The organism is Spirochaeta thermophila DSM 6578 (assembly GCF_000184345.1).
In the GTDB taxonomy this organism is placed as follows: domain Bacteria; phylum Spirochaetota; class Spirochaetia; order Winmispirales; family Winmispiraceae; genus Winmispira; species Winmispira thermophila.
In genome coordinates this window covers 1322200-1335845 of the sequence record NC_017583.1, presented here as the reverse complement: position 1 = coordinate 1335845, position 13646 = coordinate 1322200, and the positions used below count along the sequence as shown (strand labels likewise).

Below are 13646 nucleotides of genomic sequence, written 5' to 3'. Positions count from 1 at the left end.
CGATCGCACCGCGGAACGCCGTGCATCTACGAACGCGGTCTCGCCTGGTCCTCCTTGGGGGCGAAGTGACTGAATTCCATGGAGAAGCTCGCCCGTCCCTGGGTGACGCTCCTCAAGGCGGTGCTGTAGCCGAACATGCGTTCGAGGGGAGCCTGCGCATGTATCTCCTCCACGGTGCCGCGGGACTCGATCCCCTGTATGACTCCCCCTCGGCCTGAGAGCTGGTTGACCACCTCCCCGAGGAACTCCGAGGGGGTGATGACCACGATACGCATGATGGGCTCAAGGAGCACGGGGGCCGCCTCCCTGCAGGCTCGCTCGAAGGCCCCGCTCGAGGCAGCCTCGAAGGCGAACTCCGTACCGGTCTCGGGATCGAACTCCACCTCGCGCAGTTCGGCCTCGACGTCCACGAGGGGGTATCCCAGGAGGATGCCGCCTGTGAAGGAGGCCTCCACCGAGCGGCGTATCGCCTCCAGGATCTCCTCCGGAATCCTGTTCCCCCTCACCTGAGAGACGAAGCGGTTGCCCGTTCCCCGCTCTCTGGGCCGCACCGCGAGCGTGACGGTGGCGCGCTGTTCCTTCCCGCCGATGATCCTGTCGAAGGTCTCGGTGACCGTGGCCTCCCTGGTGATGGTCTCGCGGTAGGTGACCCTCGGCTTGCCCGTCCTCACGTCCATGCCGAACTCGTCCTTTATCCTGGTCACCACCACCTCCAGGTGGAGCTCCCCCATTCCCGAGAGGAGGATCTCCCCGGTCTCCTCGTCCTCTTTCATGGCCAGGGACGGGTCCTCCGTGGTGAGGACGGAGAGGGTGTCGAGGAGCTTCTTCCTGTCCGAGAGGGTCTTCGGCTCCACCGAGATGGAGATGACGGGTTCGGGCAGGTGCATACGCTCGAGGAGCACCGGCTGTCCCTCGGAAGAGACGGTATCGCCTGTCTGGGCGAGCTTGAACCCCACGACCACGCCGATGTCCCCGGCCCTCAGCATATCGAGCGGTTCGGTACGGTTCGCATGCATCCGGAAGATGCGGGTGATCCGTTCCCGTTTCTTCTTCGCCACGTTGTAGACCGTGGTGCCCGTCTTGATGCTTCCGGCGTACATTCGGACGAAGCAGAGGTTCCCCGCATCCCTGTCCGCATGGATCTTGAAGACCAGGCCGAGAGGTTGGCCTGACTCCTCCTGTGGTATCTCCACCTCCTTTTCCTTCTTCACGTGATAGGCCTTGATGGGCGGCAGATCGGCGGGTGAGGGGAGGTACGAGATCACCCCATCCAGAAGGGGTTGCACGCCCATGTTCCTGAGAGAGCTGCCGCAGAACACCGGCGTGATCTGACGTGCGAGCGTGCACGAACGTATGGTGCGCAGGATGAGGTCCTCCGGTATCTCTTTGCCCTCGAGGAAGAGCTCGGTGATCCGGTCGGAGTGGCTGGAGAGGGAATCGAGGAGGCGTTCACGCCACGCGGCGGCCGTCTCCTCCATGTCCTCGGGGATCGGCAGGTAGTGGTATTCCGCCCCCTGCACCTCCTGGTTCCATTCGATCATCCTCATCGTTATGAGATCGATCACCCCCCGGAACGACTGTTCCTTCCCCACGGGGATCTGGAGGGGGACCGGATGCGCACCGAGTTTCTTCTCCATCTCCTCCAGCACGGCGAAGAAATCCGCCCCCATGCGGTCCATCTTGTTCACGTAGGCGATCCTCGGCACCCCGTAGGTGTCGGCCTGGTGCCACACCGTTTCGGACTGCGGTTCCACTCCCCCCACGGCACAGAAAATCACCACCGCGCCGTCGAGCACCCGGAGGGCGCGCTCCACCTCCACGGTGAAATCCACATGACCCGGGGTGTCGATGATGTTTATCTGATGATCCTTCCAGAAACAGGTGGTGGCGGCCGCCGTGATGGTGATGCCGCGGTTCTGCTCCTGCTCCATCCAGTCCATGGTGGCTTGGCCGTCGTCCACCTCTCCGATACGGTGGGTCTTCCCCGTGTAGTAGAGGATCCGCTCGGTCGTGGTGGTCTTTCCCGCATCGATGTGTGCAATGATCCCTATGTTGCGAATTTTCGTCCTGTCCATAACTCCTCGTGCGACCGATCGTAGCATATTCCAGGGGAAAAGAGAAGGCCTGTATTTCCTTTCGATACTCGGTTATACTATCCTTATGGAAGTGAGCGTCTTCTCCCGCCTGGTGAGAGAACTCTCGGCCGAAGAGCGGGAATCCCTGAGGAAGAAGCTCCTCGACGAGCAGACGCACCCCGAGGATCTTCCCCTGGGTGCCACGGAGGAGGAACTCCATCTGGAGGATCAGAACTATGAGGAGGTGTGGGACCGGCTCTCCATCATCCAGAAGTTCCTGCTCTTCCTCAAGGAACTCTTCACGGGCATCTCACGGGAACTCTCCATCAAACAGCATCTCCTCAGGAGGGTACGGGGGCGTATCCAGCGGAAGGACCCCCTCCTCCTCCACTTTCCGGAGAAACGCCTGGGGGTGAGGCTCTACGAAGGAATCCGGGAGATCGCCCGAAAGACGAGCATCCTCAGGGAAGAGCTCGGCCCGCTCTGGACGAGGGACCACGAAGATGCCTTCCTCGCCGCCCTCTTCGCCTTCGTGAGCCCCGAGGTCGACACGGAACTGCGACAGCTCCTCCTCGTGGACCGCATGGAGGAAAGGGTCGAACGTGAGGCGCCGGGGCTTGCGTTTCCCGACAGACGGAAGGAGATAAAGAGACGACTCTCGGAGGGCATGGAACGGATCTTCTCCTATATTCCAACCACGACCCGGAAGAGGATGCAGGGAGCCGCCCGACTTCTCTCATACCTCAAGAAAGTGTGCGAGTTCCCCTATGCGACGATCCTCTCGTTCTGGGAGGGAAAGGGCAAGGTCTCCTCACCCGGATGGGAGAACCCCGATCTGAAGAAACGTCTTCTCGAGATGGTGAGTCTCCTCTATGCCGAGGTGGAGACCCCTCCCGGAGGCTTCTTCCATTTCCTCTCTCTCTACCTGGACGGCCTCCGGGAAGAGGACGGGGCCCCTTCTTCCGGAACCGATGTGGAGGCTTCGCTCCTCAGGGTCCTCCAGGATCTCACGGAGGAGGTACACCGTCTGCCTCTCCTGGACGTGGCACGCTTCGTCTCGGAGAACCCGGTCTTCGTTCCCTCTCCCTTCGCAGGGGGAGAGGAGTGGCTCGTCCGTGTCCGGCGCTACTGGGACCAGGTGCTGCAGGAGTCCTTCGACCGGTTCGTTATCCGCCGGGAGAAGGAGGACCTGGAAGAGAGGATGTGTTCCTTCCTCGGGGTGGAGGACCTTGCTCCGCTTCCCTACTATGGATACTTCATCGACGACGAGTTCTTCCCCGGAAAGTTCGCCCTCTCACTCCGTTTCACGGTGGAATTCGCCGAAAAACTGTTCTTCCCGCAGTATCTCACCTGGCTGAACGTGATCATGATAGACGGGGCCTTCTACAAGGAGGAGAACCGGATCCAGCTCGTGGATTCCTTCACCGTGCTCACCGGTATGAGGGAGGTATTGGCGGATCTGGCCCTGCGCTTCTCTCCCGAAGGGGAGATAGGCAGGAGACGACACATGGTGGAACAGGAGTCCATCATCAAACCGCTCAAGCGGCGCCGACTCGAGGTGATCATGGAACAGGAGGAGAAGAGGATCGAGCGCTGGCTCTCTTCCCTCCAGGAGGCGGCCGATCTCCTGGGGAAGGTGCTCGGCGGCATCCTGTGGGGGAGGAGCGGAGAACCCTTCGACACCCTGTCCAACCTGGAGGACCTCGACGTGAGGGAACACCGGCGTCTCAGGAAGTCGCTCACCGAGGTGCAGCGTGGCGTTGCACTCATGGCGGGCCTGCTCAGGGAGTCGCTCGATCTCGAGGTGCGCGACAGGACATAGGAGTCAGTCCGTGAAGAGACTTCTGCCCGCGATGAGCTCGGGCCGGTATTCGAAGTGCATGTTGTCCCACACCGGCCACTTCCCTCCCCAGATGAACCCGTGTGCCTCGAAGACCTCTATCACCTTGAGAGGAGGCATCCAGCGTTCGGAGAGGGGGATGAGCATCCAACGATCGTTACCTTTGTTGCGTTCCCAGTACCAGTAGAGGGTCTTTCGCTGCCATCCCGCCGGGAGGAGGTCGAGGGCGATCCCCATGCTGTGGAACGACCTTCCGGCGGTGTCCCTGATGGTACGCCAGGAATAGCCCTCGACGACCTCGAGGGTATGTATGAATGCCGCGGTCTCGGGGTCTTCCTCTGCGAGACGCAAGAGGGCGGCCTCGATGCGGGCGAGCGGCTCCACGATCCGCTCGTGGATCTTCACCTTCTTGCCCAGGAACGAGACCTGGACGATGTGCCGCTCCACCTGTTCCATGGAGGCCGAATCGTAGACCAGGTCGAAGAAGAAGGTGGGGGTCACCCGTCCTGAGCTGCGGTTCTCCGGGGAGGCGAATCGGACGATCCTCTCTATGTCTTCCTCGGTGAACCTGCCGGGATCGGGGATCTGTTCCGCATACCGGTAGATGAGCATGCGGTACCGATCCTGTTCTCCGACCCGATCGGGAGGGAGGAACCGACCCCCGGCGCGGTAGAAGACCCCGGTACGCCCCCCTGCGGTCACGACCAGACGCCAGTCCCCCTGTTCGTGATCGTAGACCGGATCGAAGGTGAGATCGGGATAGGCCTCCTTGAGCACGGAGAGTTCGGGGAAAGGAGGAGGTGCGGGTTCCTCCGGAGGAGGGGAGGAGGTGACGAAAAAGGGGCCTGCGAGAATCGGAGCGCGTAGGATGAGATAGAGCCCCACGATGAACTTCGCCGAACCCATGTCGATCCTCCTTCATGGCGTCTTTTATATATTACTATATTCATCATGATTCGACAGCAGTGCGGTGGGTGAGGGGGATGCCGTCCCTCATAAAAAAAGTCCTGCAGGAGAGGTCCTGCAGGACGTGCATGGAGCGCCCGATGGGAATCGAACCCACATCATCAGCTTGGAAGGCTGAGGTACTACCATTGTACGACAGGCGCCGATTTCCCGTGCGAGGCACATACTACAAAAAGATGTGGTGAGTGTCAATATTTTCTACCGGATCCCTTGATAATTCTGGGGAAGGGATTATCATTGAAAGAGGAGGAAGCGGAATGAGGTTTTTGATCGTGGAAGACGATATCGCCGCTCGAGTGGTGCTCACCAAGTACCTGGAACGTCTCGGAGAATGTGTGGTGGCAGAGGATGGGGTCGAGGGCTTCGAGGCCTTCGTCGAGGCATGGGAGGGGGGGAAGCGCTTCGACGTGGTGTTCCTCGATATCATGATGCCGCGTATGGATGGCCAGGAGACGCTCAGGAAGATCCGGGAGTTCGAGCGTTCCAGAGGGGTGGATCCCTTCACGAGCACCAAGGTGCTCATGACCACCGCGCTCAACGATCCCCAGAACGTGATCCAGGCCTTCCACGAGGGAGGGGCGCAGGGATATCTCGTGAAACCCATACGCAAGGAGCGTTTGTACGCAGAGCTCGTCTCCTTGGGGATTCCGGTGGACTAGGGGGGAACCACCAAGGATGGGAGACCATGGTGTTGAAAAAGGAGGAGTCGGTCGGGGTCTTCACCGTCCTCGTACTTGAAGACGAGCCGGTCGTCGCCCTCGACATAAAGTTGCACCTCGAGCACATGGGCTATAATGTCCCGGCGGTCTTCTCCTCGGCCGAAGCCTTTCTCTCCCATTGGCAGGAATACGATCCCGATCTCATCCTCATCGATGTCCAGCTGGAGGGGGCCATCGACGGGATCTCGGCGGCCCGGCGTCTCAAGGAACAGAGCGATCTCCCGTTCATCTTCGTCACCGCATATGCGGACGAGCACACCATCGAACGAGCGAAGGAGGTGGAGCCCTTCGCCTACATCCTCAAACCCTTCGACGAGCGGGAACTCAAAGGAGCCATAGAGCTCGCCCTCTACAGACACCGGGTCGCCTCCGAGCTCAAAGAGCGGGAGAAACTCTTCTCGACCACGCTCCAGAGCCTGAGGGAGGGGGTGGTCATCACCGATGCCGAGGGGAGGGTCCGCTTCGTGAACCGGGCGGGGGAGGCCCTGCTGGGACGGTCGGAATCCGAGGTATCGGGACGGAAGTTCGAGGAGGTGGTGCGTCTCTCGCCATACGAGGAGGAGGGGGAACGGCGGGAGGGGATGTTCGTCCTGGGCGATCGCCTCGTGGAGTACTCCGAGACCGATCTGGTGTGGGACGTGCCGAGAGAGTCGTTCGGCAAGGTGCACGTGTTCCACGACTTCACCCACTGGATGGAGACGGAGAGAAAGCTCAGGGAACGGGAACGACAGCTCCTCCAGTCGCAGAAGATGGAGGCGGTGGGACGTCTCGCCGGAGGGGTGGCCCACGATTTCAACAACCTCCTCACGGTCCTCATGGGATATTCGAAACTCATCCTCCAGGGGCTTCCCGCCGATTCCCCGCTCAGGAGCGATGTGCAGGAGATACAACGGGCCACCCTTCGTTCTTCGCACCTCATACGTCAGCTCCTCCTGTTCTCCCGCCACCAGGTGGCACAGCCCGAGGTGGTGGACCTGAACGAGCTCCTCCGGGAGATGGAGCGCCTCCTCCGCAGGGTCCTCCGCGAGGATATCACCCTCACGCTTTCCTGCCTGGCGGCATCTCCACGGGTCTACGTCGATCCGGCCCAGTTCGAGCAGGTGGTGGTGAACCTCGCAGTGAATGCACGGGACGCCATGCCGAACGGCGGCATGCTCACCATACAGACGAGAAACGAGATCCTGCGGGAGGAGAGAAAAGGGGCCCTCATCTCCGTGCCCCCGGGCGAGTACGTGGTGCTGGATGTCTCGGATACGGGATCGGGCATCCCTCCGGCGATTCTCCCCAGGATTTTCGAGCCGTTCTTCACCACCAGGGAGGACGAAGGTACGGGCCTCGGACTGTCCACGGTCTACGCGGTGATCACCGGCGCAGGGGGGTTCGTGGACGTCTCGTCCACCCCGGGCAGGGGGACCACGTTTTCGCTCTACCTGCCTCTCACGGACCGCCAGGCACAGGAGCCGGAGGAAGTGAGGGAGGAGCCGCACCCGGCCGGGGGGTCCGAGACCATCCTCGTGGTGGAAGACGACGATCACGTGAGGGATTTCATCCACCGGAGTCTCCAGCGGAGGGGGTACCGGATGCTGGTGGTGGGGAACCCCGGGGAGGCCCTCCTCCTGAGCGAAGAGTACAAGGGCCCCATCCACCTGGTGATCACGGATCTCATCCTCCCTTATATCGACGGGAAGCGCCTCGTCGAACGGCTCAGGAAGGCGAGGCCCGAGACGAAGGTGCTCTTCATCTCGGGGTATCCTCCCTCCATGATCGGGGAGCGCTTCTCCCTCTCTCCGGAGGAGCCTTTATTGCAAAAACCGTTCGATCTTGATACACTCCTGCGCAAGGTGAGAGAGGTACTGGAGTTCTGACTCTCTCCGTATATCCCCTCCAAGAAGAAGGTTATGACCGAACGCCAGCTGACTCTGCGTAATTTCTGCATCATCGCCCACATCGATCATGGGAAATCGACGCTCGCCGACAGGTTCATCCAGCGCGCGCACATCGTGGACGATCGGGAGTTCCACGATCAGATGCTCGATACCATGGATATCGAACGCGAGCGGGGGATCACCATAAAGTCACAGACCGTGAATCTCCCCTACGAGGCTTCCGACGGTACGCTCTACCGGTTCAACCTGGTGGACACGCCCGGCCACGTGGATTTCTCGTACGAGGTCTCTCGCGCCATCTCGGCGTGTGAGGGTGCCCTTCTCCTTGTGGATGCCACGCAGGGCGTGGAGGCGCAAACCCTCGCGAACATGTACATGGCCCTCGAACACAATCTGGAGATCATCCCGGTGATCAACAAGATAGATCTCCCCGCCGCGGACGTGGAGGGGGTGAAGGAACAGATCGAGCACGAACTGGGGCTCCCGGCGGACGAGGTGGTGTCCATCTCGGCGAAGATGGGGACTGGTCTCGATAGTCTCTACGAGGCGATCGTGGGTCGGATCCCCCCTCCGTCCGGTGATCCCAAGGGGCCGCTCAAGGCCCTGGTCTTCGACTCCCACTACGATCCCTACCGGGGGGTGGTGCTCTACATCAGGGTCTTCGAAGGGTCGGTGGGTCGGGGGGACGAGATGCTCCTCATGTCCTCCGGCGCCCGCTACGGGGTGGAGGAGGTGGGTATCCTCAGGATGCGGGGCCTTCCCGTGGAGCGTCTCGAGGCGGGGGACATCGGATACCTCATCGCCGGGGTGAAGACCATCCGGGACGTGAGGGTGGGCGATACCATCACCTCGGCCGCGCGTCCGGCCGCCGAAGCGGTGCCCGGGTTCAGGGCGGTGAAGCCGGTGGTCTACTCCTCCATCTTCCCGGTGGACAGCAACGACTACGAGGAGCTGGGGAAGGCGCTCGAGAAGCTGGTGCTCAACGATGCCTCGCTGGTGTACGAGAAGACTTCGTCCTCGGCCCTGGGGTTCGGATACAAGTGTGGATTCCTCGGCCTGCTCCACCTGGAGGTGGTGCAGGAGCGCCTCGAGCGGGAGTTCGGGCTCTCGGTGGTCTTCACGGCCCCCTCGGTACAGTATCGGGTGAGGCTTCGGAACGGCGAGGTGGTCACCATAGAGACCCCGGACGAGTATCCCGATCCTTCCAGGATCGAGGAGGTGGAGGAGCCGTACATAAAGGCCACGATCATCACCCCGGACGAGTATGTGGGTCCCATCATGAAGCTGTGCATGGACAAGCGGGGGGTGCAGACCTCCATGATCTATCTGGACAGCAAACGGGTGGAGCTCATCTACGAGATGCCGCTCGCCGAGGTGCTCTTCGACTTCTACGACAAGCTCAAGTCCATAAGCAGGGGATACGCCTCGTTCGACTACGAGATCCTGGGGTTGCGTCCCACCGATGTGGTGAAGCTCGATATCCTGGTGAACGGCAAGCCGGTGGATGCCTTGTCCCAGCTCGTCTTCAGGGGGAGTGCGGCCGTCAGGGCCCGGGCCATCTGCAGGAAGCTCAAGGACGAGATCCCCCGACATCAGTTCAAGATACCCATCCAGGGTGCGGTGGGGAGCCAGATCATCGCACGGGAGACGATTCCGGCCCTGCGGAAGGATGTGACGGCGAAGTGTTACGGCGGGGATATCACCCGGAAACGGAAGCTGCTCGAGCGCCAGAAGGAGGGGAAGAAGCGGATGAAGATGATCGGCGAGGTGGAGGTGCCGCAACGGGCGTTTCTCGCGGCGCTCAAGGCGGGGGAGGGTGAGGAGTAGGTCGGGGGTCTATGGGGCCAGGGTGAGGGTGAATGATGTGTTGTCTCGCCTACACGAGGCCGAGGTCTGTAGGGGCCTGGATTCCGGTTGCCTGCGTGTGAGGGGGGTCCGTCTCCTGTAGACGGGGGTGCACGGATACGGGTCGATTCGTCGTCGGAACGAGTCTCTCGGTGGCGGGGGTGGGTGTGCGCAGGTCTCTCGGGTGCGGTGTCTCAGGTGGGTCTTTCCAGGATGGTCCGCGCGATCTTCGTGCTCCGCAGGAGTTCGGCGACGAGGGCATGGGCGGTCGCCCGTGTGCCGGGGTGGGTGGGGTCGGGTTGGATGCCGGGGAGGAGCGGTTCGAGGTAGTCGGGAAGGGTGGGGGTGCTGGAGGAGAGGGTGGTGCGGGTGTGTTCGAGTTCTTCCTCGAAGAGGCTGAGGAGGGTGGCGACGGTGCGGGGAGTGGGGGGGGTGTAGGGGGGTGCTGCGGGAGATGCGGTGAGAGAGGGGATGGTGTCGGGGACGATGAGGGGGATGTCGGGGCAGGGTGGGATGGGGGTGAGGGTGTGGATTCGAGGATGGATGTGTGAGAGGTCTTCGAGTTGGCGTGCGAAGGTGCGCAGCGGGGGGGTGATGTGGAGGTGGGGGTGTGAAGGGAGGGGGTGGTGGCCCGGGGGATAGGTGAGGGAGGGCCAGGGGGTGATGCGGGTGCGGGTGGCGAGCTGGAGGGTGTGGTGGAGGGTGCCTGGACTGTGGGTGAGGCCGGGGGGGAAGGAGAGGTCGAGGCCGGCGAGGAGCACGGGGCCGTCCGAGAGGAGGAGGGCGAGGAGGGCGGCGAGGGTGCCGACGGAGCCCATGGGCGGGAGGAGGGGAAGGTGGGGGAGGTGTTCGGAGAGGATGTCGAAGACCCGAGAGGGAAGGAATCGGGAGCACAGGGGGTGGCGCGGGCCGTGGAAGTGGCGGACGGCCGAGGGATGGGCGACGAGGTCGAAGAAGAGGGGGATCCCCGGAGGGATGCCGGCGAGGTCCAGGGCGTTGAAGGCCTGGGGGTCGAGGAGGAGGACGGCGTCGGGGGTGATGCCGGCGGAGAGGAGGGTGGGGGCGGCGGTGTCCGCGGCGAGGATGAAGAGGGAGGTGCGGTGGCTGCGTATGGCCGGGAGGGCGAGGGAGAGGTTCGGACCGGCTGCGGCGACGAGTACGGGGCGGGAGGGGCGGGGGTAGGGGGCGGTGTGGGGAAGGAAGGGGAGGTTGAGGATGAGGTTGCGGAGGTAGCGGGGGCCGAGCCGGATGAGGGTGAGGCGGTTCTGCCATGCGCGGTGGAGTTCCCGGCGGTGGTGTTCGAGCCACTCGGTGTAGGTGCGGGGGGCGAGACGGTAGCCGGAAGAGAGGTGGACGGGCTGGATGGCGCGGAAGCGGGCGGGGGGGAGGGGGTCGTCCGGAGCGAGGAGGGGGATGTGGGCGAGGGAGGGGGGGCGGCGGGAGGCGGCGAGGGAACGGAGGAGAGGGTCGGCCTCGAGGGCAACGAGGGTGCTCGATGGAGGGAGACGGGAGACGAGTTCCTCCACACCGTACCAGAAGAGCGGTGAGATGATCACATAGAGGGTATGTGGAGAGAGAGGAACGCGCCGGGCTTTCTGCCCGGCGCGGCTCTTCGGTGCTTCAGGATGATAGAGAGAAATACCTCTGTATCTGAGCCCCTCCCCCTCGTCGGTGGGAACGATCTCGAGGTCCCTCTCTCCCTCGTTCCTCATTGGCCCTGGAAATAGCGCACGAACACTTCGTTGAACCTGTCCTCGAGGAGATCCTTGTCCACGAGGAGGTTCACCACGTCCCCTTGCATGAACCGCTGTGCGAAGTACGAATAGAAATCGCGGGAGAAGGTGTCATCGTCTTCCGATTCTGTCTTTTCGGCTTCTATGAAGGCGACGAGAAGCCCTCCTTGAAGGTTCACCGGGTCCGTCACGCCTCCCACGGGGGTGGAGAACACGCGTTCGAAAAAGCTCTCGCTGTAGACGGCCGCCTGAAGGATGTTCCCGTCATCGGTGTTCGCCACAGGCGAGGGGAAAATCTCGAGATTCCCGTAGTTGATCGCAAAGTAGCCGGTGGATCCCGGCGTCTTGCCCTGGTCACGTGCCATGGCCTCGAACTCCTCCAGGGACTGCGCTGCGCGGAGCGCCGAGGCCTTGGTGGAGAAGTACTCCTCCACGATGTTCCGCTCGTAGCTGAGGAGGTAGTTCTTGATATAGTCGAGGGTATCCTTCCTCGTCAGATCAGGGGCCTCGGCTTCCCTGTCACAACGCACGATCACCCACGCTCCGGAAAGCGTGGTGAAGACGCCCAGGATGTCTCCTTTCTTCATGGAGAAGATGGTGACGAGATCGTCCTCCGAGAGGAGGTCCTTGAGGTCGGCATACCGGACCACCCCCATCTTCCCACCTTGCGAGGCATTCGGATCCCGTGAAGAGGCGCGTGCAAGCTCTTCGAACCGTTCGGGCTCCTTGAGGAGGGTCTGGTAGAGTTTCTCCGCTTCTATCTGGCTCGAGGTGACGGTGATGCGACTCAGCTCCATGGTCTTGAAGAGATCGGGATGAGCCTCCCCGTATGCCTTCGCCTCGGTCTCGGGATACTCGTCGAAATCATAGACGAGATAGCGGATCTTGCGTTGGGGATAGTTCATCTCGGCTATGAACGAGCGCTCGGCCTCTGAAACCACATTCCCGAACACGAGATCGTTCACCACTTGCTGGGAGAGGATGGTCTCCCGGTAGAACTTGCGGATCTGATGCCGTTCGGCGGGCGGAGTGGCCAGATAGCGATCCTCGCTGAATTCCCCGTCTTCCGTGTACTCTCTCATCACCGCGCGATCGAGGGCCTTCGAGGACACATGAAGCCCTGCGTCCTGGGCGAGCTTCAGAGCGGCGAGGTGGAATACCGTATTGTTGAACGCGGTCCTGAGTATCTGATAGGTGAGAAACTGACTTTGCTCGGCAGTGACGTTCTGCTGACGGATCTGGTCGGAAAGCCGTTCGATTTCACGCTGAAAATAGGTGTAGGGCATCTGAGGGAGTTGTTCCACGGGCATCCCTGCGTACTTTCCGTACACGATCTTCGTCTGCGATCCCACACCTGCGGATGGCACTCCCACGAAGATGAACGACACCACGATGATGGCGAATACGATGATACTGCCCCAATAGAGAGCCCCTCTCTTCCTGTGCGAGTCTCTCTGCTCTTCCTTTACCTTCTTTGCCATACCTATCCCTTTGCTGCTGGTCAGATTATTGAAAGCGTTCTCACGATACCACGAGTACCTGGGGCTGTCAATTGCAGAGGTTTTCGGAGCCCGTAGCTTTGCGTGTGGCACAACGCCGGGGAAAGAGTTGAGGGGCTCTCATGCACACCACTTAAGGTAGAATGCGCCACCTCCCCCAACCGCACCACCCGCCACTCTTCGGGCAGGGGGCCGAGTTCGGTCATGTGGTAGCCGGCGGGCAACTCGCTTTTCTCCTCAATCATCGCCGATTTTCTCCAGCAGGAAAAGAATCCGGCGACGCAATTCGGGCACTTCCTGCGTGGCCGTTATCCAGACGATCCGCCAGTCAACCGCGAAATATTCGTGGACCGCGATATTGCGAAAAGCCACAATGTCAGGCCACGGGATCTCCGGATGCCGGCTCTTGAATTCGGCAGGCAACCGGGCCGCCGCTTCGCCGATGACGACCACCTTTTGCAGCACGGCCCTTTGCCGCAGCTCGTCCTGCATGGACGTTTCCTCGTCCACGTCGGCCAGAAAGCGGGCGATGGCATCGGCTGCCTCAACGATGTCGATTAGATATAGCCGCTCAGGACGCATAGATCACCTGCTCCTCTCTGAGGATGGCGTCCCGGATTGCCGGTTTGAGACCGCTTCTCGGTACCAGGTCCACCGGACGGCCCAGGATGGCGGAAAGTTCCCGTGCCATGCGGCTCAGGGTCAAGAATCCCATCCGTGCCTCGGGTTCAAACTCTACCAGCACATCGACATCACTCTCCGGACCGAAATTCCCACGCACCACGGATCCGAAAAGCGAAAGTCGTCGCACCCGATACCGACGACAAAACGCCGCGATTTCGGCTTCGGGTATATCTATCTTGAGCCTCATACTTCCTCCTTTCCGACCGCCAGAGTGTCCGATCCGCTTCGACAAAGTTCCACCTCCCCCAACCTTACCATCCGTCACTTCTTGGGCAGAGGGGCGAGTTCGGTCAGGGGAGCCGGCGGGGAAGTGGGCGCACGCACTAAAGTCTGCTCGCTCGGCCTATTCATTCGCGTCTCCCCTCAATTGCCAAATAATCGCCAAAATAGCCAATTAAA

At 61.6% G+C, this 13646-nt stretch carries 10 protein-coding genes and 1 tRNA gene; 4 read left to right on the top strand and 7 right to left on the bottom strand.

The features are described from left to right. Positions 1 to 26 precede the first annotated feature (26 nt). Positions 27 to 2075, bottom strand: a complete 2049-nt coding sequence (fusA, locus tag SPITH_RS06065; protein ID WP_014624808.1) for an elongation factor G — start codon at positions 2073 to 2075, stop codon at positions 27 to 29. Between the two features lie 85 nt (positions 2076 to 2160). Between fusA and SPITH_RS06060 the strand changes: the two genes are divergently transcribed. After that, positions 2161 to 3897: a DUF5312 family protein gene (locus tag SPITH_RS06060; protein WP_014624807.1), complete on the top strand. Its 1737-nt coding sequence runs from the start codon at positions 2161 to 2163 to the stop codon at positions 3895 to 3897. Positions 3898 to 3900: 3 nt separating this feature from the next. Here SPITH_RS06060 and SPITH_RS06055 read toward each other — a convergent pair whose 3' ends face one another. Both SPITH_RS06055 and SPITH_RS06050 read right to left on the bottom strand, forming a co-directional pair. Continuing rightward, positions 3901 to 4821, bottom strand: a complete 921-nt coding sequence (locus SPITH_RS06055; protein WP_014624806.1) for a M15 family metallopeptidase — start codon at positions 4819 to 4821, stop codon at positions 3901 to 3903. A gap of 129 nt (positions 4822 to 4950) precedes the next feature. Then, positions 4951 to 5024: transfer RNA gene (locus SPITH_RS06050), tRNA-Gly, on the bottom strand. Positions 5025 to 5138: 114 nt separating this feature from the next. Here SPITH_RS06050 and SPITH_RS06045 point away from each other — a divergent pair. From SPITH_RS06045 to lepA, 3 genes are read left to right on the top strand one after another with little or no spacing between them, the layout of a single operon-like run. Continuing rightward, positions 5139 to 5540, top strand: coding sequence for a response regulator (locus SPITH_RS06045; protein ID WP_014624805.1), 402 nt, complete (start codon positions 5139 to 5141; stop codon positions 5538 to 5540). A 26-nt stretch (positions 5541 to 5566) separates the two neighbouring features. Next, positions 5567 to 7465 carry a response regulator gene (locus SPITH_RS06040; protein ID WP_014624804.1) on the top strand — a complete coding sequence of 633 codons (1899 nt, stop codon included), beginning with the start codon at positions 5567 to 5569 and terminating at the stop codon, positions 7463 to 7465. A gap of 33 nt (positions 7466 to 7498) precedes the next feature. Next, complete coding sequence (lepA, locus tag SPITH_RS06035; RefSeq protein WP_014624803.1) at positions 7499 to 9313, top strand: translation elongation factor 4; 1815 nt, start codon at positions 7499 to 7501, stop codon at positions 9311 to 9313. A 212-nt stretch (positions 9314 to 9525) separates the two neighbouring features. Here the strand turns inward: lepA and SPITH_RS12740 are convergent, their stop codons facing one another. The 4 genes from SPITH_RS12740 to SPITH_RS06015 form a co-directional block, all read right to left on the bottom strand. Beyond that, the gene (locus SPITH_RS12740) at positions 9526 to 11043 is read right to left on the bottom strand and encodes a 6-hydroxymethylpterin diphosphokinase MptE-like protein (RefSeq protein ID WP_014624802.1); all 1518 of its coding nucleotides are present in this window, start codon (positions 11041 to 11043) and stop codon (positions 9526 to 9528) included. Continuing rightward, positions 11040 to 12545: a peptidylprolyl isomerase gene (locus SPITH_RS06025; protein WP_014624801.1), complete on the bottom strand. Its 1506-nt coding sequence runs from the start codon at positions 12543 to 12545 to the stop codon at positions 11040 to 11042. Before SPITH_RS06025 ends, SPITH_RS12740 begins: the two co-directional genes overlap by 4 nt. 255 nt (positions 12546 to 12800) lie before the next feature. Then, positions 12801 to 13145, bottom strand: coding sequence for a HepT-like ribonuclease domain-containing protein (locus SPITH_RS06020; protein ID WP_014624800.1), 345 nt, complete (start codon positions 13143 to 13145; stop codon positions 12801 to 12803). Continuing rightward, positions 13135 to 13434: a nucleotidyltransferase family protein gene (locus SPITH_RS06015; protein WP_014624799.1), complete on the bottom strand. Its 300-nt coding sequence runs from the start codon at positions 13432 to 13434 to the stop codon at positions 13135 to 13137. Before SPITH_RS06015 ends, SPITH_RS06020 begins: the two co-directional genes overlap by 11 nt. Positions 13435 to 13646: the final 212 nt, after the last annotated feature.